Genomic DNA, 19,717 nt, shown 5'->3' with positions numbered 1-19,717 from the left:
CGCGCGGGGCTAGCCCGCGCGGCGGCGGCGCTGGAGGTCGGGTCAGGGGCAGGCGGTGGGCATCATGCGGGGAAGGCGATGGTGCTCATGAGGGCGTTGGCCTCCTGGCGGGAATCGAGGCGGGTGTGCTGGACGACGATGGGCACGTCGCTGGTGACGACCAGGCAGTAGTCGGTGCCGGCGGGGATCCGCTCCGGGTCCTCCAGGTCGTTGATCCGCTGGTGGAAGGCGCGCCGGGCGGGAATGGCCAGGACGAAGGGGCCCGCGGGTTCGCGGTCGGTGAAGTAGACGTGCACCTCGACCCGGGCCTCGGCGTCTCCCGCGTTGAGCATGCAGATACTGTCGTGGCTGGTCATCTCGGGTTCGGGACCCGTGCTGCGGGGTGGGATGTAGCCGTCGGCGACAACCCAGGCGGTGGATCCGATACCGGTCGGACGTGACTGCACGCGTGTTCCCTTCAAAGTCGCCCCGGTCGGGGCTTCGGTGGTGTCAGAAATCGTTGGCGCCACGGGCGGTGAGGCCGCCGTCGACGTGGAGGTGGGCGCCGGTGACGTAGCCGGCCTTCGGGCCGAGCAGCCAGTCGATGGCCTCGGCGATCTCCTCGGAACGGGCGAGCCGGCCCATGGGGATCTGTGTCCGGGCGCGTTCGGCCAGGTCGCCGCCGGCGCCCGTGGTGACGTCGAGCAACGGGGTCGCCGTGGCGCCGGGGACGACGCCGTTGACGCGGATGCCGGACGCCGCGTAGTCGATCGCGAGCGCTCTGACGAGGGCGGAGACCCCGCCCTTGGAACTTCCGTAGGCGCTGTTGGACCCTCCGGCGAACCCCACGAACGCCGAGGGGGACGAGACGCAGACGATCGCACCGGGAAGGCCCGCGTCCAGAAGCAGCCGGATGGCGTCGCGGCAGGTGAGGAAGGTGCCGCTCAGGTTGACGTCGATCACCCTGGACCATTCGGCGAGCGAGGTCTCGTGCGCCTTGCGCGCGATCTCGACGCCGGCGTTGGCGACGATGCGGGTGGGGACGCCCAGGTCCGCACGGCACCGCGCGAAGGCGTCGGCGACGTCGGCCTCTGCTGAGATGTCGGCGGTGATGGCCAGCGCTCGCGGAGCTCCTCGCCGCTCCGCCTCCGCGGCGGCCGCCCGCACGCCGGCCTCATCGGTGTCGAGCAGGGCAAGGGGGCGTCCGGCCGACGCCTGCAGCATCGCGACGGCCCGCCCGATACCGGATCCCGCTCCGGTGATCAAAGTGATGTCGTTCCGCATCGTGGTGTGCCTCCGGTGGTTCGCCAATGGCCGTGTGGCCGCGGGTAGAGGGGGCGCGCTCAGGATCGGGGGGCGCGTGGCGCGAGGCTGTCGGTCATGTCCTCCAGTTCGCGGTTCGTCGTCTCCCGGACGCCGAAGTAGACCAGGACCCAGGAGAGCCCGGCCATGACCGCGTACACCGCGTAGCTGCCGGGCAGGGAGATCTCCCGCATGGTGGGGAAGGACAGGTTGAGCCCCACGCCGGAGAACCAGTTGACGGACGCGGCGAGCGCGAGCGCCACCCCGCGGATGGCGTTGGGGAACATCTCCCCCAGCAGCACCCACACCACCGGCCCCCAGGAGACGGCGAAGCACACGACGAACACGTTGGCGCCGACGAGGGTCAGCGGCCCCCACGCCCCGGGGAGCGTCAGCTCGTCGCCGGCCACGACGGCCCTGGAGAACCCGACGCTGACCAGGACGAGGCTGGCCGCCATGCCCGCCGAGCCGGCGAGCAGCAGACGGCGCCGGCCGACCCGGTCGATGAGCGCGATGGCGGCGATCGTCGCCACCACGTTGATCAGTGAGCTGAGCACGGACAGGCCGAAGGAGGCGGACTCGTCGAACCCGACCGAACTCCACAGGGAGTTCGAGTAGTAGAAGATCACGTCGATGCCGACGAGGGCCTGGAGGGCGGCGATGCCGATGCCGACCCAGACGACGGGCAGCAGCCCGCTCCGGCGGGAGAGCAGGTCGCGAAAGCGCGGGCGGTGCTCGCCGGGAACGGTGGCGTTCATCCGGTCGACGTCGCGTTCGGCCTGCTCGCGGGGGATCGCGTGCAGGTCGGCCAGGATCCGGCAGGCGTCCTCGCGGCGGCCCCGGGCGGCCAGGTGGCGGGGGGACTCGGGGAGCCGGAGGGACAGGGCGCCGTAGAGGAGCGCCGGGACCAGCCCGGCGAGGAACATCCACCGCCACGCCGGCAGTCCGAGGAACGATCTGGCGTCCGCGCCGCCGAGCACGGCCGCGATGAGGGAGTCCGAGAGCAGGGCGGCGAAGATCCCCAGCACGATGGCCATCTGCTGGAGCGAGGCGAGCCGGCCGCGGACGGAGGCGGGCGCGATCTCGGAGATGTAGAGGGGGCCGAGGACCGTCGCGTAGCCGACCGCGACGCCCGTCAGCAGGCGCCATGCCGCCAGGTCCCAGAACCCCGACGACAGCGCGCAGCCGGTCGCCGAGGCCATGAACAGCAGCGCGGCCACCCCCATGACCCTGGTCCTGCCGAGACGGTCGGCCATCCACCCGGCGAGCAGCGACCCCGTGGCGGCGCCGAACAGGGTGATGGCGACGACGACGCCCAGACCGACCGTGCCGAGCGCGAAGTTCTCCTTGATGGGGTCGACGGCCCCGTTGATGACGGCCGTGTCGAAGCCGAAGAGGAACCCCCCGACGGCGCCCGCGGCGGAGATGAGGACCACCCGGCGGGGCGGTCTGCCGATTGTGGGTCTGGCCGGGGCCGCAGCCGTGTACTCGCCGGACATACGCATTCCTTGCTTTCGGGCGGGGCGGGTGGGATCGCTCGTGATGAATGACCTTCTAGGCCCGACGGCCTATTCAGTGTGGTTCGTCCGGTCAGCCCTCAGGCCGGGGCGCCGGGCGGGCCTGGGCGGCGAGGCGCAGCGCGCGTTCGGCTTCGGTGGTGACGACGTCCCACCGCCGCCCGGCGAGCAGTTCCGGTGCCACCATCCAGCTTCCGCTGACAGCGGGTACGCACGGCAGCGCGAGGTACCCGGCCATGGTGGCGACGTCGAGACCGCCGGAGGGCATGAAGGACACGCCGGGAAAGGGACCCGCGAGCGCGGAGATCGCGGCGGGGCCGCCCAGAAGGCCCGCCGGAAAGAACTTCACCTCGGTCAGCCCCCGCGCGACCACCGCCATGAGATCGGACGCGGTGGCCACGCCGGGCAACGCGGGAACCGACCGGGTTTGGGCGCGGTCGAGAACGGCGGCCGACGTCCCCGGGCTGACCACGAAGGCGGCGCCCGCGTCGACGACCTGGTCCACCTGGTCCGGACGGACCACCGACCCGGCGCCCACCCGCATCCCGGGCAGCGCCGCGAGCCTGCGGATGCCGTCCAGCGCGGCGGGGGTCCGGAGGGTGATCTCCACGACGTCAACGCCTCCGGCCAGCAGCGCCTCGCCCATCGGCAGCGCGTCCGCGGCGTCCGCGAGCACCACCACGGGGACGATCGGGCACCGCCCGAGCAGCGGCCCGGTCACCGGACGGGCGGCGGACGTACGGTCGACGCGGCTCATCGCATGACCTCCTCGCCCTGGAGGTCCTCGGCGAGTTCGGCGCGGGTCGGCAGCCCCTCCCAATCGCCCTCGGTCGCGGTGACGACCGCGCCCATGGCGTTGCCGGTGCGCAGGCCCACGTCGGGCGGCATGCCTCTCAGCAGTTCGGCCAGATAACCCCCGGCGAAGGCGTCGCCCGCGCCCACCGGGTCGACGACGGTCACGGCACGGGCGGGCGCGTAGGCGACGCCGCCCTCGTGAGCGGCGACCGCCCCGAGCGCGCCCAGCTTCACCACGGCCGTGCCCGGCCCGAGGGCCAGGAGGGCGGCGGCGAGTTCCCTGCCGTCGTCCACGGTGGCCTCACCTGCCGCCGGACGCCCCAGGATCAGCGCCGCCTCCTCGGCGCCCGCGAAGACCACGTCGGCGGACGCGGCCAGATCCCGCAGCACCGGCGCCGCGGCGGCGTCCGGCCACAGGGTGCGGCGATGGTTGAGGTCGAAGGACACGCGGGTGCCCGCGTCGCGGGCGACCTGCGTCGCGCGGGCGAGGGCGGCGCGGGGTTGTGGCCCCAGGGCGGCGGTGATCCCGGTCAGGTGGAGGACGCCCGCGTCGGCGATGGCCCGGCGGGCCCGGTCGACGTCCGTGGGCGACAGCCGGGAGCCCGCGCTGCCGGTGCGGTAGTAGCGGACCCGCCGAGGGCGGCCGCCGCGCAGCTCCTTCAGCAGCAACCCGGTCGGCGCGTGGGGGTCGACCTCGGCCAGGACCCGCACGCCCTCGGCCCGCAGCTCGCGGACCACCAGGCGGCCCAGATCGTCGTCGCCGACACGGCCGATCCAGGTGCCGGGCGCGCCCAGCCGGGACACGGCCACCGCCACGTTGGACTCGGCGCCTCCGATGCCGACGCGCAGCGGGTTTCCCGGGCCCGGCCGTCCCGACACGGCCGGCGTCAGGACCGCCATCGTCTCGCCGAGCGTCACCAGACCCGCGGTGTTCATGGTCTGCTCTCCGTCCGGCCGGTCACGGCCGCAGCAGGGCGGTCGCGTCGGCGTAGCGGTCAAGGGCCTCCGGGTCGAGTCGGATTCCGAGGCCGGGCGTGTCGGGGATGGCGAGCATCCCGTCGTCGTCCAGCCGCCAGGGCTCGGCGGTGATCGAGTCGACGTAGGGCGAGCCCGTGACGTACTCGACCAGGTCGGTGCCGGGCAGCGCCGAGGCCAGTTGCAGGTCGGCCGCCAGTCCCACGGCCGTGTTCCAGCCGTGCGGGATCAGCCGCACGCCGTGGTCCTGCGCGGCCCATCCGATGCGGCGCTGCTCGCTCAGGCCGCCGACCTTGGTCACGTCCGGCTGGACGATGTCGAGCGCGCCGGCCTCCAGCCACGGGTGGAAGCTCTGCCGCCGGGTCAGCACCTCCCCGCCCGAGATCGCCACCGTGGCCGTGCGGCGCAGGTGCACGTAGTCGTCCAGGGCGTCGGGGCTGAGCGGCTCCTCGAACCAGGCGACGTCGTAACCGTCGAGCATCCGGGCGGTGCGCAGCGCCCACTTGTAGCCGTTGGACCATGCGCTGTCGCTGCCGCCCGCGTCCACCATGAGCAGCGCGTCCGGCCCGACGGCCTCGCGCGCGGCGGCCACGATCCGCTCGTCGAGCCGCGCGCTGACCCGCCCGAAGGGCCCCCAGCCGATCTTGAACGCGCGCCAGCCCTGCTCGGCCAGCCGCCGCAGCCGCTCGGCGAGGATCTCCGGTTCGTCCATGAGCAGGGAGGCGTAGGGGCGGACGCGCTCCCGGTACCGCCCGCCGAGCAGGCGGCCCACGGGCTGGCCGGTGACCTGGCCGAGCACGTCCCACAGCGCCATGTCGACGCCGCTGATCGTGTGCGTCACCGTGCCGCCCCGGCCCATCCAGAAGGTGGCCCGGTGCAGGCGCTCCGACACCCGCTCGGGTTCGGTCGCCGTTTCGCCGATCAGCAGCGGCCGCAGGATCTCCAGGGCACCGCGGACCAGAGCCTCACTGGTGAACACGCTGCCGATGCCGATCGGTCCCTCGTCGGTGTGCACCGCCACCAGGGTGTGGACGACGTCGTCGGGGGTGAGTTCGTCCTGCCACCCGCCCTCCGGGGTGGCGCCTCGCAGGCCGGCTGCACGGATGTCACGGATTTTCATCTGGTCCTGATTCGTTCGTGGATGGCTCCGGACGGCTCTGGGAGCCACCGGACGGTCGATTCGCCGGACGCCCCGGCCGGTGTCCTCCGAGCGGACGGACACCGGTCTCGCGGCAGCGGGAAGGCGGGTCTCGCGCACCGTCCTCCGGGAAGGGCCGGTGCGGTGATGCGGAACACTAAACGGGCAAATGGCAGATGGTCAACCATCTGCCATCCCGCGGCGGCGGCTATCGTAGGGTCCGGGTGCCCGCACGCGGCGGGCTCTCGACCTTGGATGGGACAGAAGTGACGAGCTCGATGCCGCCGTCCACCCCGCCGGCCTCACGGCGCGAATGGATCCTGAACTGGCTTCGCCAGGCCATCGCCACCGGCGAGCTGAAACCCGGCGACCGGCTGGTCGAGCGCGAACTGTCGGCCCGCTCCGGGGTCAGCCGCGGCCCGGTCCGGGAAGCGATCATGATCCTGGAGCAGGAGGGGCTGGTGGTGACCCATCCCTACCGGGGAGCCGAGGTCGCCGGGATCACCCAGCGGGAGGTGCGCGAGGTCCTCGTGCCGATCCGGCTGACGATCGAGCGCTTCGCCTTCCGGGAGATCGCCGAGACCCGCCCGCCCGAACTGCTCGACCGGCTCGAACGCCTCGTCGAGGAGATGACCGACGCCGCGGAGAACGGCGGGTCCGCCGAACGGCTGGCCGACCTCGACGTGGCGTTCCACGAGGCGGTCATCGCCGCCAGCGGACACGCCCAGGCGCTGCAGATCTGGCGCACGATCCAGCCACGGGTGCGCGCCTACTTCGTACGGGACGCCCCCGGCCACCCGTCCCCGGAAGAGATCCCCCGGCAGCACCGGGCCCTGCTGTCCGCGTTGCGTTCCGGCAAGGCCGACGAGGTCGACCGGGTCGCCACAGGACACATCGAGACCTACCTCGGCGGCTGACTCCCAGCCCGGCCTGACCGAGGAGGCTCACCGTGGTCAGTGTGGGGGGCGGCTCATGCACCAGGTCTTCGGGCCGTTGTCGGGGACGTCCACCTCGGCGACGACCTCGAAGCCCAGCTTCCGGTAGAAGGCGACGTTGCCGGGGTCGGCGGTCTCCAGGAAGGCCGGTACCTTCGCCTCGGCCGCGGCCTGGATGCCGGGCTCCAGCACCGCGCGGCCCAGGCCCTTGCCCTGGACGGCGGGATGCACGCCGACGGTGCCCAGGAACCACACGGGCTCGGTCGGCCGGTACGGGCTCAGCGCGGCTTCGGCGCGTTCCGAGATCTCGGCCCGATCGCCGGCCAGTTCCGTCACCAGCGGGCCGATCTCGCCGAACGCCGCCTCCGCGTCGGTGTCGGGAGTGGTCCACACCGCCACGGCGCGGCCGTCGTCGGCGACCCAGACCCGGCCGTGCGCCAGCCCGATGTGCTCGAAGAACAGGGCCTGGATGCGGCGTATCCGGCCGACGTGGTCGTCGTGGGCCACGGTGTGCCGGGTCCACGGGTAGTCGGCGAACGCCGCCGCCAGCGTCTCCGCCGCCTGCGGAAGGTCATCGATCGTGGCTTCCCGGACATTCACCATGGCGACGAGTCTAGGGAGTTCGTCCCGCGCCTTGACCGACGCCTGGGATGGCGGTGTGTTCCCCGAGCGGGCGGCTGGACTGTGCGCTCGACGGCCGACGTGCGGGTAGGGCGGCCTCCTACTGTGGGGTTCGTGCTTTACGGCAGGTCTGCGGAAATCAGCGCACTCGACGAGGTGATCGTGCGGGCCCGCGAGGGCTCCGGCGGCGCGGTGGTGCTGCGGGGCGAGGCGGGCGCGGGCAAGACCGCCCTGCTCGACGCGGCGGCCGCGCGCGGCGGCGCGATGCGCGTGCTGCGGACGACCGGCGTCGAGTCCGAGTCCGACCTCGCGTTCGCGGCGCTGCACCAGGTGCTGTGGCCGGTGACCGGCTCGCTCGACGCGCTGCCCGAACCGCAGCGCGACGCCGTGAGCACGGCCTTGGGGCTTGCCGCGGGCAGTGCCGGGGATCGGTTCCTGCTGGGCGCCGGCGTGCTGTCGTTGCTGGCCGAGGCGGCCGCGCCGGACGGGCTGATCTGCGTGGTCGACGACTTCCAGTGGGTCGACCGGGCCTCGGCCGACGCGCTGCTGTTCGCCGCCCGGCGGCTGGGGACGGAACGGATCGCGATGTTGTTCGCCGTGCGCGGGGACGTGCCGGTCAAGGGCGTGCCGCTGACGGTGGACGTGCGCGGCCTGCCCGAGTCCGCGGCGGCCGAGCTGCTGGAATCCCGCTGTGGTGGGCTGCCCGCTCATGTGACGCGGGATCTCGTCACGCTGACCCGCGCGAATCCGCTGGCCCTGGGCGAGATCGCCGCCCGCCTGACGCCCGCGCAGCTCGCCGGGCGCGAACCGCTGCCCGAACCGTTGCCCGGTGGCGCCCGGCTGTTCGGTGACCGGGTGGCCGCGTTGTCCGCCCCTGCTCGGCTCGTCGCCCTGGTCGCCGCCATGGAGGCCGACCTCGACCAGGTCCTGCGCGCCGCCGACCGGTTGTTCGCCGAGCAGCCGGTACGGCCCGGCGACAACACGGGAGCCGGGGCCGGGCGGGCGGCATTGGCCGAGCTGGAAGGGGCCGGGCTGGCCGAGGTGTCGGGCATGAGCGTGCGGTTCCGTCACCCGCTCATCCGGTCCGCGGTGCACGAGGCGGCCGCTCCCGCCGAGGTCCGCCGCGTGCACGCCGTCCTGGCGGAGCTGACCACGGACGATCGCCGCGTCTGGCATCTGGCCGGAGCCGCCCTGGGGCAGGACGAGCAGGTCGCCGCCGCGCTGGTGACCGCCGCGGAGCGGGCGCGCGACCGCGGCGGGTACGGCGCCGCCGCCACGGCCCTCGCCAGGGCCGCCGAGCTGACCCCCGAGCCGCGCACCCGGGCCGCCCGCCTGAAGGACGCCGCCGTCGCGGCCTGGCTCGGCGGCCGTCCGGGGCAGGCGGAGTCGCTGCTGGCCGAGGCGCGCGAACGAGCCGGCGGGGACGCCGCCCTCGCCATGGAGATCGCCCGGCTCCGGGGCCGGTTCGAGCTGAACTCGGGGAACGCCGCCGAGGCCATGCGGATCCTGGCGGCGGGCGAGAGCCTGGACATGCTGGCCGACGCCGCGGAAGCGGCCTCGTACGTCGGCGACACGGCGGCCATCGTCGAACTCGGCCGGCGGGCCGCGGCGCACCCCGAGGGGTTCCTGCGGGACACGGTGGCCGGGATCGGCCTGACGCTGGACGGCGACGCCGCCGGGCCGCGCCTGCTGCGGCGGGCGCTGGGGCGGGCCGGCGAACTGGAGGACGCGGCGGGCTACCTGTGGGCGGCGGCCGCGGCCAGCTACCTGGGCGAGTCGGACCTGGCCACCGAGATGGTCGGCCGGGCCGGACAGGTGGCCAGGGTGTCGGGGATGACGGGGCAGCTACCGGTGGTGCTGGAGTTCGTGGCGACCGCCGAGCGCATCGCCGGGCGGCTGGCGCGCAGCCAGGCCGTCTCCGAGGAGGGCCTGGAGCTGGCCCGCGAAGCCGGGTACGAGAACACGGTGGCCGCGCACCTGGCCAACCTGGCGGTGCTGGCGGCGCTGCGGGGCGAGGAGGAGTCCTGCAGGCGGCACGCCCGTGAGGCGCTGGCCATCGCCGTCCCCCATCGGGTGGGTATGCGCGCGGGGGTGGCCGCGTACGCGCTGGCGCTGCTCGACCTGTGCCTGGGGCGCCACGCGGCGGCGCACGACCGCTTCACGGCCATCGTCGCGGCGGGACCGGGCGCCGGACATCCGACCGTGGTGTGGCGATCGGCGCCGGACCGCGTCGAGGCCGCCGTGGGCGCGGGCGACGACGCGGGTGCGCGGACGGTGCTGGCCGCGTACGAGCGGTGGTCGAAGCACGCCGCGACGGCCGAGTCGCAGGCGCTGCTGGCCCGCTGCCGCGGCCTGGCCGAGTCGTCCGAGGACGCCTTCGGCGAGGCGCTGCGGCTGCACACCAACCCCTTCGAGGCGGCCAGGACGGCCCTGCTGCTGGGTGAGCGCCTCCGCCGCGCGCAGCGGCCCGGCGAGGCGCGGGCGCATCTGCGGATGGCGTGGGAGACGTTCGAACGGGCGGGTGCCCGGCCGTGGGCGCGGCGCGCGCAGGACGAGCTGCGGGCGGCGGGCGAGAGCGGGCAGGCTCCGCCCGCGGCCGTGCTCGACGCGCTGACCCCGCAGGAGCTGCGCATCGCGGGCCTGGTCGCCGACGGGTTGTCGAGCAAGCAGATCGCCGCCCGGCTCTTCCTGAGCCCGCGCACGGTCGAGTACCACCTGTACAAGATCTATCCGAAGCTGGGCATCGGCTCCCGTACGGAACTGGCGCGGCTAGTAGTTCTACAGAAGGCGCCCGTGCCCGGCGACGACATGCTGTGAGACATGCAGAACGTGAGCATCTGGAGTGAAGAGTTCGGCGCCGGGACCGACGAGCCGATCCTGTTGATCATGGGGTCGATGTCGCAGGGCATCCTGTGGCCGGACGAGTTCGTCGGCCGCCTGGCCGCCGGGGGCCGCAGGGTGATCCGCTACGACCACCGTGACACCGGCATGTCGGGCACCGTCGACTTCGCGGCGGAGCCGTACACGTGGGACGACATCAAGAACGACGTGTACCGCGTGATGCACGCCCACGGCCTGGACAGCGCGCACCTGGTCTGCCACTCGGCGGGCGGGCTGCTCGGCCAGTTCGTCGCCGTGGAGCGGCCGGAGCGGGTGCGTTCGCTGACCGTCATCGGCTCCTCGCCGCTCGGCGGCGGCGAGGGCCAGGTGATCATGCGGGCCCTGACGGGGCAGCCGCAACCCGAGGGGAGCCTGCCGGAGCCCACGCCGGAGTTCGTGGCCTTCTACCAGGCGCTGATGGCCGCCCCGCCGTCGGCGGACCGGCGCGCGCGGATCGACGGCATGATCGCCGAGCAGCGTCTGCTGCACGGCACCGGGCTGCCGTTCGACGAGGACGCGGCGCGCCGGCTGCAGGAGCAGATCTACGACCGGGCCCGTGACCTGTCGGCGGTGGCCAACCACCGGCTGGCCGCGATGGCCAAGCCCGACTTCGAGCCGGTGGGCGTGCTGCACCAGGTGAAGGCGCCCACGCTGGTCATCGAGGGCAGCCACGAGCCGGCCAAGCCGGGCCACAGCGCGATCATCGCCGAGCAGATCCCCGGGGCGCGGCTGATGATCGTGGCGGGCATGGGTCACACGCTGCCGCCGGAGGTGCACGAGGAGCTGGCCACCGCCATCCTCGCGCACACGGCCGGGTGACGGCCCACCGGGAGCAACGGCACGGCCCTCGGCGGCCGGGCGGGGGTCAGGGGGCAGGCCGGCGGCGCCCCCGGGCCGTGCCGTTGGGAACCCCGGTCGTCTCCGCCGGGCACGCTCATGCGGCTCGCCGGAGCTTCGGAAGACCCGGGCCTATAGGATTCGTGGCGGTCTTGGAGTGGCGAGGGCGGCGACCAGCGGTGGCCGCCGGGCGGGCGAGGCGGACCTGTCGCCTCGTCGATCGTCCATGGACGTGGCTCGCGGGAGATGACGTGGTGGGCGATGGGCCGGTGCTGGAGCTGAGGATCACGCAGGGCCGGCTCGCCGCCCGGACGGTGATGACCTGCACGGCGATGGCCGTCGTCTGCATCGGGCTCGCGAGCCTGTTGGCCGCCTCGGAACTGCCGCGTGTCGTGTCGTCCGGGGGTTCGCTGGTGCTCGGCTGCGTCGCGGCGGGGCTGCTGCTGGCCGTGCTGGTCGCCCTGCCGACCCTGTTCGGCGGCGACCCCGCCCTGACCGCCGACGGCATCCGCATGAAGGTCTTCGCCTGGGACCGCACCCAGACCGTGATCCCCTGGTCGGCGATCGAGCGGCTGTGGATAGCGCGCACCGGCCAGTTCGACTACCTGTACGTTCTGCCGCGTGAGCCTGAGCGGTACCGGCGGGGACGCGGGCTGATGCGGGCCGGGCTGATGTCGCAGATGCATTCCGCGCAGGGCAGCGCCCTGCACATCTACCTTCCCGCCGACGGGATTTCCCAGGAGCGCGTCCGCGTCGCCGTCGAGCAGTTCAGCGGCGGGACCGTCCGCGTCACCGCCGCGCCGTCATCGTGACCGGTTCAGGTAGGTCAGGGACGCGGCGAAGTCGGCGCGGGGCGGGACGAAGATGTCGATGTTGACGCAGGGTTCCTCCAGAGGCTCGACGTAGTGTTCGGCGCCTCGCGGCACCAGCAGAAACGAGCCCGCGGTCATTTCGTGGGGGACGCCGTCGACGTAGTAGTTGCAGCGGCCCTCGGCGATGTAGACGAGCTGGTCGAAGTCGTCGTGGCTGTGCGGGTTGAGGTCCATGCCGACGGACAGGCGGTGGTGGGCCAGCATGACCTCGTCGGTGGAGTAGACGCGGCGCCGTACGCCTCTGCGCAGTTCGGTTTCGGGGATGTCGTCCCAGTTGATGACGCGGCCGTAGAGCTGCGGGTTGCGTTCCGTCATCCGTTTCCTCCTTGGGATGCGGCTGCTTTGAGGCCGGTGGCGAGGATTTGCAGGTCGGAGCCGGTGACGAGGTAGCGGGCGGCGGCCAGGCCGTGGGCGGCCGCCGTGTCGGGCGAGGGCGTCCAGCCGCCGAAGGCGATGCCGTGCTCGGCCGCGGCGGCGGCGATGCCGGTGACGGCCGCTCGGAGCCGCTCACCGCCCGGCTCGGCCCCCAGGCTCACGGCGAGGTCGGTGACGCCGACGAACACCACGTCCAGGTCGCCGATCAGGGGCTCCCAGGGGCCGTGCACCGGTGTCTCGATCTGGCCGACGAGCAGGGGCGGGGACTCGGCCTCGTCCCGCAGGAAGGCCCGGAGACCACCTTCGCGCAGGCTGAAGCGGGCGGTGCGGTTGGCCATGCTGATGGAGCGGGTTCCGGCAGGGGCGAAGCGTGTCGCCTGGAGCAGTGCGCGGGTTTGTGCCGGGTCGTGGAGCATGGAGAGCTGGAATCCGGCGGCGCCGTTCTCCAGGAGACGGCAGATCTGCGGCCCGTCGACTGCGGGGATGCGGACGAGCGCCGCCAGTCCGCACAGGTCGGCGTGGCGGACCAGGGCGATCGCGTCGGATTCGGTGAGGGTCGAATGCTCCAGGTCGACGACGACGAAATCGAAGCCGGCCTCGGCGCAGATCTCGACCACGTCGCACGAGGGCAGCTTGACGAACGTGCCGGTGACGCGGCGGCCCGACGTCAGGGCGGCGCGTATCCGGGACCTCGCCGGACTCATGACGGGAGGCCGCGCCAGGGCGTGATCTCCACGGCGCCGCCGTCGTGCAGGACGAGGGTCGGTTCGAGACGGGGCGCGACGATCGTGTTGCCTGCGGCGTCGGGCAGCTCCACCTCGTCGGTCTCGGTGACGACGGTGATGTGGGCGGGCCCGCCGACCGACAGGCGCCCGTAGCCCTCGGCGTCGAGGCCGAGCAGCGCGGCGGGGCGGACGGTCGCGCGGGTCACGGCCTCCATCAGCGGGACGCCCAGGGCGATCAGCTTGGAGATGCTGGTCAGCAGGTCGAAGACCGGGCCGCGCCAGTTGCGGGCGCTGGTGTCGGACGACAGGACGTCGGGCAGGAAGCCGGACGCGATGGCGCGGCGGGCGATCTCGAAGCTGAGGTTGCTGCGGCCGTGGGCGGAGTCGAACAGGACGCCGCGGTCGCGGGCCTCCAGCACGGCGGGCAGCACGGTGTCGCCGTCCAGGATGCCGTGCGGCTTGCCGGTGTAGCAGTGCGCGACGACGTCGCCGGGGCGCAGGTACGACAGGACGACCGGCAGCGGTTCGGACGTCTCGCCGATGTGCACCATCAGCGGCAGCCCCGCCTGTTCGGCGACCGTCAGCGACTTCTTCAGCAGCGTCTCCCACTGCTCGCCGACCACGTCCTCGGACAGGCGGATCTTGAAGCCGCGTACGACGTCGGGGTTCGCGGCGGCGGTCTCCAGGGCGTCGTCGGCGACGAGCGTGTCCGGGTTGAGCAACTCGCCGAAGCGGAAGTCGATGAGACCGAGCACCGAGACGTTGAGGAAGCTGACGACGCGCATGTCCGCCGGTTCGACGATCAGCTTGCGGAACGCGGGGAACGTGGACGCGCCGGCGGTGCCCGCGTCGGCGGCGGCGACGACGCCGCGCCGCAGGTGCGCCTCCTCGGGCGGCGCACCGACCTGCGACACGTACTGGAAGATGTGCGTGTGGCCCTCGACCAGCCCGGGGAGCACCAGGCTCCCGGCACAGGAGGTCACGAGGGCGGCGTCGGCGGCCAGGCCGGGACCGATCGCCGCGATGGTCGAGCCGTTGATCGCGACGTCCAGCCGGTCGTGGGTACCGGACGCGGGGTCGATGACAGTGCCACCGGTGAGCACGTGGTCGTAGCGGGTGGGCATGGCGGTGGGCTCCCGATCTGGTGAGGGGACGGGGGACGGCGGGGTCACGCGGAGATCCGGTTGGTGAGCGGCAGCACGCCGTCGACCTCGACGCGGACGGTGTCTCCGGGGGTGAGGAATACACCGAGGTCCTGGCCGGTGCCGGCGGGCGTGCCGGTCAGCACGACGTCACCGGGACGCAGCGCCGCGTACCAGGAGACGCGGGCCAGCAGCTCGGGGATCGGGAAGATCATCGCGGCGCTGGTAGCGTCCTGGCGCGGCTCGCCGTTCACCCAGGCGCGCACGCCGATCGCCGCGCTGTCGGCGATCTCGTCGCGGCCGAGCAGGGACGCGCCGAGCGCGGTGAAGCCGGGGAAGCTCTTGGCCAGGACGGGCGCGGCGGTCGCGCGCATGACGTCGCGGGCGGTGAGGTCGTTGGCGGCGGTGACGGCGGCGACGGCGTCCCACGCCTCGGACGCGGCGGCGCGGTAGAGGGGGCGGCCGAGGACGACGGCGATCTCGGCCTCGTAGTCGAGTTCGGCGGTGCGGCCCGGGGGGACGCGGACGGGTGAGCCGGGCGCGCCCAGTGACGAGGGCGCGGCGAGGTAGAGGATCGGCTCGTCGGGGAGGGGGCGGCCGGTGGTCTCGGCCTTGCAGCGGTAGTTCAGGCCGACGCCCCACAGCGCGCGGGGACGGGGCAGGGGCGGCAGGACCCCGTCCTCGGTGAGGGGGACACGGCGGACGACCTGGGCGGCGGCGAGGGACTCCAGCGATCCGGTCTGCTCGATCAGGGTGCCCGCGTCCGGGTACGGCGTGTCGAGCACGGCGACCGCGCCGTCCTCCACCCGGCCCAGCCCGGCCGCGGTCATCACAACATGCACGACGTCATCTTTCGATGCGAGATAGATCGCTGTCAAGAAATAAGAGATGGCATCTCACCATGCAGGATGAGGCCCTGCGGGCAGGCCGAGGCGGCGGTGCGGCCACCCGGCCGCACCGCCGCTCGCGGGGCAGGTCAGAGGGTGCCGAGCTGGCGGTTCACCTCACCGCTGTCCCAGTAGTCGACGCGGTGGGCGATCAGGCCGTCGGCGGAGACGCGGAAGCGGAACACGCCCCGGACGCGGACCGGCGCGTGCCCCGCCGAGGCGAGCCGGAACGACATCCAGTACGCCAGCACGGCGCGCACGTCCCGGACCACCAGGTCCTCCACCTCGTACTTCAGGCCGGTGAAGTCGGCCAGGAAGCCGTCCAGGCGCTCGCGGTAGGCGGCCCGCCCGATGACACCCTGGCCCGTGGACGACACGTGCTCGCTGACGAAGTCGTCGGTGACGCAGGCGGCCACGGCGTCGGCGTCGTGGCGGTTGAGCGCGGCCAGGTAGCGCAGCACCGCGGCGCGGGTCCGCTCCTCGACCCGTGTCACGGCGACGTCGGTGCTCAGGATCCGTCCCCCCAAAGCTTGCGGACCGTCTCGAAGACCTTCTGGTTGTGGGAGATCTCGATGACGTTGCCGTCGGGGTCCTTCAACGCGCAGATGTAGCCGACGGGGCCGGGCATGTCGCGCGGCTCCCAGTGCAGGCATCCCATCTCGCGCGCACGCTCGGCCATGGCGTCCACGTCGCCGCGTTCGGGCACCTCGATGCCGATGTGCGCGAACGGCTGGAGCAGCCCCTGCCGCTTCCCCTTGTCCTTGTTGAAGGACACCAGCACCAGCACGAACGGCGTCTCGACCTGGCCCTCGTTGGACAGCCAGGCGCTCTCGCCGTCCGCGTCCTGGAACCGCTCGACCACCACCAGCGGGGTGAGCGTGGTGTAGAACTCGATCGACCTGTCCAGGTCACCCGTGGGCAGTGCGACGTGCGTCCAGCGTGCGCGGGTCAGTCCGGTCGTCATAGTGTCTCCTCCTCGAGATCATTTCCACACACGGTCATGCCGAACCCCGCCGGAAGGGCGCGCCGAGCGCCCGCGGCTCCCGGTCCCTGGCGGCGAACGCCAGCATGACCAGCAGTGCCAGCAGGTACGGGGCGACGATCAGCAGCTGGGAGTTCAGCGTCACACCCAGCGCGGGCAGCGCCAGCCGCAGCGCGTCGGCCAGCCCGAACAGGGCGCAGCCCAGCAGCGTGCGGCCCAGCCGCCACGCACCGAAGATCACGGCCGCTATGACGATGTACCCGCGTCCTGCCGTCATGTTCTGGCTGAACGAGCCGACCTCGCCGACCGCCAGGTACGCGCCGCCGAGCCCGGCCAGCGCGCCGCACCACAGCAGGGCCTGGCGGCGCCGCGCGTTGACGTCGATGCCGGTCACGTCGGCGGCCTGCGGGGCCTCGCCGACCGCGCGCAGCTCCAGGCCCCACCGGCTGCGCTCCACCAGCCACCAGGTCAGCGGCACCAGCAGGAGCAGCAGGTACGCGGGCCAGCGTTCGACGAACAGGGCGCGCCCGACCACCGGGATGTCGCGCAGCACCGGCACGCTGACCTGCCACACCTGGTGCCCGCCGAACGTGCTGGTGGTGATCAGGTAGCTGGTCAGGCCGAGGACGAGGGCGTTCAGCACCAGGCCGACCACGAACGTGTTGATCGCCGCGCGGTGCGACAGGGTGCCGTGGACCAGCCCGACGGCCAGCCCGACCAGCACGCCCGCGGCCAGCCCGGTGGTGGCGCTGCCGGTGGCGGACGCGACGGCGATCGACCCGAACGCCCCGCCGAGCATCATCGCCTCGACGGAGATGTTCACCGTGCCCGCCCGTTCGGCCAGGTACTCCCCGCACGCCGCGAACGCCAGCGGCACCGTCAGCCGCGCCCCGCTCGCCAGGATCGTCGAGACGTTGTCCACCGCGCTCATGCTGTCTCTTCCGCTCGGCTCCACGGCGCCCTTTGGGCGCCGCCTTCCCTCCTCGCAGGCTCGTCGGTCCAGGCGGCGCCGCGCCGCTCCGGCTCGCTCATGTGAGCACCTCTTCCCGGACGGGGGCGGCGGTGGCGCGGGCGGCGCGGCGGGACGCGCGGCCGCGGAGCGCGGCGACCACCACCGGCGGGATGACGAACGCCAGCACCAGCAGCGACTTCACCACGTCCACCAGGTAGGACGGGACGCCGGTGGCGGCCAGGAACCCGCCGCCGGAACGCAGCACGCCGAACAGCAGCGCCACCGGGATCGCCGCGACCGGACGGTTGCGGGCGACCAGCGCCACCAGCAGCCCGTCCCAGCCGATGTTGTTGGAGATGCCCGGCTGGAGGCGGTTGGTGCCGACCGGGCTGGCCAGCAGCACCGCCCCGGCGAGCCCGGCGAACGCGCCCGACAGCGCCAGCGCCGTGCCGCCCAGCGCGGCGACGCGGACGCCCGCGTGCCGGGCGGCGCGCGGGTTGAGCCCGAGCATCGTCAGCCGGAAGCCCCACCGGGTGCGGGCGATCACCACGGCGGCCACCACCGCCGCGACCAGCGCCAGGATCAGCCCGCCGTTGATCTGCAGACCCGGGTACTGGCCGAACGAGCCGAGCAGCGCCCCGTCCTGGATCTTGTTGGACTGCGGCGAGACGGTCGCGTTGCCCAGCCGCGTCTCCTGCAGCAGCCAGGGCGTGTTGACCGCGTACGCGACGAGCTGCTGCGCGAGGAAGGTCATCAGCAGGGTGCTGACGACGACGTTCACGCCGCGCAGCCGGTGCATCAGCGAGCTGAGCCCGGCCCAGGCGCCGCCCGCGAGCGCGGCCGCCGCGAGAACGAGCAGCAGCAGCGCGGGTCCCGGCACGGCCAGGCGCAGCCCGACCCACGCCCCCGCGAGAGCGCCGATCAGCACCTGGCCTTCCTGGCCGAGGTTGAACACGCCCGCGCGGACGCTCAGGCACGTGCCGACCGCGACGAGCAGCAGCGGCGCCGCGTACAGCAGCGTCGAACTCCAGGCCGTCCGGTCGGCCACCGAACCCCGCAGCAGCGCCTCGACGGCGTCCGCGGGCGACCCGCCCGTGACGGCGACCAGCAGCGACGACAGAGCGAGCGCCACCGCCACGGCCAGCACGGTCACCCCGGCCGTCGGCGCGCCCCCGGGCCCGAGGAGCACCCCCGGCCGCACTCCGTTCATGCCGCGACCCCTCCGACGAGCATGCCGAGGCGTTCGGGGCTGGCCTCGGCAGTGGGCAGCACGCCGGCCACCCGGCCGCGGGAGATCACCGCGATCCGGGACGCCAGCGCCATGACCTCCTCCAGCTCGGTGCTGACCAGCAGCACCGCGACGCCGGACGAGGCGGCCTTGCGCAGCCGCAGGTACATGTCCTCGATGGCGCCGACGTCCAGCCCGTGCGTGGGCTGCGCCGCCACCAGCACCGACGGGTTCGCCGACAGCTCCCGGGCCAGCACGAGCCGCTGCTGGTTGCCGCCCGACAGGCTGCGCACGGGCGCGTCCAGCGACGGGGCGACGATGTTGAACTCGGCGGCCAGCCGCCGGGCGATCTCCAGCATGCGGCGCCGGTTGAGCAGGCCGCCGCGTCCGCCGACCGCGTCCAGCGAGTTCATCACCAGGTTCTCGGCGACGCTCATGTCCAGCACCACGCCGGAGTCGTGCCGGTCCTCGGGGACGATGCCGAGCCCGGCCCGGTGCAGCGCCCCCGGACGGGACAGGTCGACGGGCTCCCCGCCGATCTCCACCGTGCCGGAGTCGGGCTCGACCAGGCCGGACAGTACCTCGCCGAGCGTGGCCTGCCCGTTGCCCTCCACGCCGTACAGCCCGACGATCTCGCCGGGCGCCACGTCCAGCGTGAGGCCGTCGAGCAGGGCGACGCCGCCGGAGCGCACCACCAGGTCGCGCAGCCGAAGCGCCGGGACGCCGCCCTCCGGCTCGCCGGCCGGTTCCCGGGAAGGGGACGCGGCGCGGCGCTCCACCGGCAGCATGCCGACGGCGGCGGCCTCGGCGCGCAGCGAGACGTCGCGTCCCACCATCTGCCGGGCCAGCTCGCGCGGGGTGGTGTCGGCGGTCGCGCTCTGGAAGACGACCCGGCCGCCGCGCAGCACCGTCACCCGGTCGGTGGCCGCGGTGATCTCGGCCAGCTTGTGGCTGATGAGGATCACCGCGCGGTCCTCGCCGCGCACCACCTCGCGCAGCACGCCGAACAGCTCGGCGGACTCGGCCTGGGTGAGCACCGAGGTCGGCTCGTCCAGGATCAGCACGGACGGGTCGCGGCGCAGGCACTTGATCAGCTCGACCCGCTGCCGTTCCCCGGCCGACAGCCGCGCCACCCGGGCCGCCGGGTCGATCGGCAGCCCGTAGCGTTCGGCGACCCGTTCGACCTCGGCGCAGGCGGCGGCGCGGTCGACGCGGCCGGTGTCGCCGAGGATCACGTTCTCCCAGACGGTCAGCGGCTCCACCAGGCTGAAGTGCTGGTGCACCATGCCGAGGCCGAGCGTCACCGCCTCCTGGGGGCTGCGCACGTCCACGGGCCGGCCGTCGTAGTGGATCGTCCCGGCGTCGCGCCGCACCAGCCCGAGCAGGATCTTCATCAGCGTGGACTTGCCCGCGCCGTTCTCGCCGAGCAGCCCGTGCACCTCGCCCCGGTGGACGGTCAGGTCGACCGCGTCGCAGGCGACGACCCGGCCGTACCGCTTGCCGATGCCGCGCAGCCGCAGCGCGGGCTCGCCCGGGGGCGGGCCGCCGCCCGTACGCATCCGCTGGTCGGCCATG

The 19,717-nt window shown here is 73.6% G+C and carries 20 protein-coding genes; 4 read left to right on the top strand and 16 right to left on the bottom strand.

Annotation, left to right across the window (positions count from 1 at the left end; all coding sequences use genetic code 11):
- Window positions 1-62: 62 nt before the first annotated feature.
- From ABZ801_RS03560 to ABZ801_RS03535, 6 genes are all read right to left on the bottom strand, one after another.
- A complete protein-coding gene (locus tag ABZ801_RS03560) occupies window positions 63-446 on the bottom strand; it encodes a sensory rhodopsin transducer (RefSeq protein WP_360692203.1) in 384 nt (127 codons plus the stop codon).
- Window positions 447-489: 43 nt separating this feature from the next.
- Window positions 490-1,263 carry an SDR family oxidoreductase gene (locus ABZ801_RS03555; RefSeq protein WP_360692200.1) on the bottom strand — a complete coding sequence of 258 codons (774 nt, stop codon included), beginning with the start codon at window positions 1,261-1,263 and terminating at the stop codon, window positions 490-492.
- Between the two features lie 59 nt (window positions 1,264-1,322).
- Window positions 1,323-2,717 carry a sugar porter family MFS transporter gene (locus ABZ801_RS03550; protein WP_360692197.1) on the bottom strand — a complete coding sequence of 465 codons (1,395 nt, stop codon included), beginning with the start codon at window positions 2,715-2,717 and terminating at the stop codon, window positions 1,323-1,325.
- A gap of 154 nt (window positions 2,718-2,871) precedes the next feature.
- Window positions 2,872-3,555, bottom strand: coding sequence for a bifunctional 4-hydroxy-2-oxoglutarate aldolase/2-dehydro-3-deoxy-phosphogluconate aldolase (gene eda / locus ABZ801_RS03545; RefSeq protein WP_360692194.1), 684 nt, complete (start codon window positions 3,553-3,555; stop codon window positions 2,872-2,874).
- A complete protein-coding gene (locus ABZ801_RS03540; RefSeq protein ID WP_360692191.1) occupies window positions 3,552-4,529 on the bottom strand; it encodes a sugar kinase in 978 nt (325 codons plus the stop codon). The genes eda and ABZ801_RS03540 overlap by 4 nt, the downstream gene beginning before the upstream one ends.
- Before the next feature lie 22 nt (window positions 4,530-4,551).
- Window positions 4,552-5,688 carry a mandelate racemase/muconate lactonizing enzyme family protein gene (locus tag ABZ801_RS03535; RefSeq protein WP_360692188.1) on the bottom strand — a complete coding sequence of 379 codons (1,137 nt, stop codon included), beginning with the start codon at window positions 5,686-5,688 and terminating at the stop codon, window positions 4,552-4,554.
- Window positions 5,689-5,972: 284 nt separating this feature from the next.
- On the opposite strand from ABZ801_RS03535, the gene ABZ801_RS03530 reads away from it, so the two are divergent.
- Window positions 5,973-6,623 (top strand): GntR family transcriptional regulator, encoded by a 651-nt coding sequence (locus tag ABZ801_RS03530; protein WP_344952958.1) that lies wholly within the window; start codon window positions 5,973-5,975, stop codon window positions 6,621-6,623.
- A 36-nt stretch (window positions 6,624-6,659) separates the two neighbouring features.
- Here the strand turns inward: ABZ801_RS03530 and ABZ801_RS03525 are convergent, their stop codons facing one another.
- Entirely contained in the window at window positions 6,660-7,244 is a 585-nt protein-coding gene (locus tag ABZ801_RS03525) for a GNAT family N-acetyltransferase (RefSeq protein WP_360692185.1), read from the bottom strand.
- Between the two features lie 132 nt (window positions 7,245-7,376).
- Here ABZ801_RS03525 and ABZ801_RS03520 point away from each other — a divergent pair, with 132 nt between their 5' ends.
- The 3 genes from ABZ801_RS03520 (at window position 7,377) to ABZ801_RS03510 (ending at window position 11,791) form a co-directional block, all read left to right on the top strand.
- Window positions 7,377-10,079 carry an AAA family ATPase gene (locus ABZ801_RS03520; RefSeq protein WP_360692182.1) on the top strand — a complete coding sequence of 901 codons (2,703 nt, stop codon included), beginning with the start codon at window positions 7,377-7,379 and terminating at the stop codon, window positions 10,077-10,079.
- A 3-nt stretch (window positions 10,080-10,082) separates the two neighbouring features.
- Window positions 10,083-10,961 carry an alpha/beta fold hydrolase gene (locus ABZ801_RS03515; RefSeq protein ID WP_360692179.1) on the top strand — a complete coding sequence of 293 codons (879 nt, stop codon included), beginning with the start codon at window positions 10,083-10,085 and terminating at the stop codon, window positions 10,959-10,961.
- 269 nt (window positions 10,962-11,230) lie between these two features.
- On the top strand, window positions 11,231-11,791 hold the full coding sequence (locus tag ABZ801_RS03510) for a hypothetical protein (protein ID WP_360692176.1): 561 nt from the start codon (window positions 11,231-11,233) through the stop codon (window positions 11,789-11,791).
- On the opposite strand, the gene ABZ801_RS03505 is transcribed toward ABZ801_RS03510, so the two are convergent.
- The 9 genes from ABZ801_RS03505 to ABZ801_RS03465 all read right to left on the bottom strand — a co-directional run bounded on the left by ABZ801_RS03505 (window position 11,783) and on the right by ABZ801_RS03465 (window position 19,716).
- On the bottom strand, window positions 11,783-12,166 hold the full coding sequence (locus ABZ801_RS03505; protein WP_360692173.1) for a cupin domain-containing protein: 384 nt from the start codon (window positions 12,164-12,166) through the stop codon (window positions 11,783-11,785). The two genes, ABZ801_RS03510 and ABZ801_RS03505, sit on opposite strands and share 9 nt — an antisense overlap.
- The gene (locus ABZ801_RS03500; protein ID WP_360692170.1) at window positions 12,163-12,930 is read right to left on the bottom strand and encodes an aldolase/citrate lyase family protein; all 768 of its coding nucleotides are present in this window, start codon (window positions 12,928-12,930) and stop codon (window positions 12,163-12,165) included. The genes ABZ801_RS03505 and ABZ801_RS03500 overlap by 4 nt, the downstream gene beginning before the upstream one ends.
- Window positions 12,927-14,075 (bottom strand): hypothetical protein, encoded by a 1,149-nt coding sequence (locus tag ABZ801_RS03495; RefSeq protein ID WP_360692167.1) that lies wholly within the window; start codon window positions 14,073-14,075, stop codon window positions 12,927-12,929. The genes ABZ801_RS03500 and ABZ801_RS03495 overlap by 4 nt, the downstream gene beginning before the upstream one ends.
- Before the next feature lie 44 nt (window positions 14,076-14,119).
- The gene (locus ABZ801_RS03490; protein ID WP_360692164.1) at window positions 14,120-14,935 is read right to left on the bottom strand and encodes a fumarylacetoacetate hydrolase family protein; all 816 of its coding nucleotides are present in this window, start codon (window positions 14,933-14,935) and stop codon (window positions 14,120-14,122) included.
- Window positions 14,936-15,069: 134 nt separating this feature from the next.
- A complete protein-coding gene (locus tag ABZ801_RS03485) occupies window positions 15,070-15,474 on the bottom strand; it encodes a nuclear transport factor 2 family protein (RefSeq protein ID WP_360692161.1) in 405 nt (134 codons plus the stop codon).
- A gap of 14 nt (window positions 15,475-15,488) precedes the next feature.
- Window positions 15,489-15,944 (bottom strand): VOC family protein, encoded by a 456-nt coding sequence (locus ABZ801_RS03480; protein ID WP_360692159.1) that lies wholly within the window; start codon window positions 15,942-15,944, stop codon window positions 15,489-15,491.
- A gap of 34 nt (window positions 15,945-15,978) precedes the next feature.
- Window positions 15,979-16,893: an ABC transporter permease gene (locus ABZ801_RS03475; protein ID WP_360692155.1), complete on the bottom strand. Its 915-nt coding sequence runs from the start codon at window positions 16,891-16,893 to the stop codon at window positions 15,979-15,981.
- Between the two features lie 97 nt (window positions 16,894-16,990).
- Window positions 16,991-18,124, bottom strand: coding sequence for an ABC transporter permease (locus tag ABZ801_RS03470; RefSeq protein WP_360692152.1), 1,134 nt, complete (start codon window positions 18,122-18,124; stop codon window positions 16,991-16,993).
- On the bottom strand, window positions 18,121-19,716 hold the full coding sequence (locus tag ABZ801_RS03465; protein WP_360692149.1) for an ABC transporter ATP-binding protein: 1,596 nt from the start codon (window positions 19,714-19,716) through the stop codon (window positions 18,121-18,123). Before ABZ801_RS03465 ends, ABZ801_RS03470 begins: the two co-directional genes overlap by 4 nt.
- Window position 19,717 lies beyond the last annotated feature (1 nt).

The sequence above is a fragment of the Actinomadura sp. NPDC047616 genome (assembly GCF_040642915.1).
Classification (GTDB): Bacteria; Actinomycetota; Actinomycetes; order Streptosporangiales; family Streptosporangiaceae; genus Spirillospora; species Spirillospora miaoliensis.
This window is presented reverse-complemented; position numbering and strand designations above follow the sequence as displayed.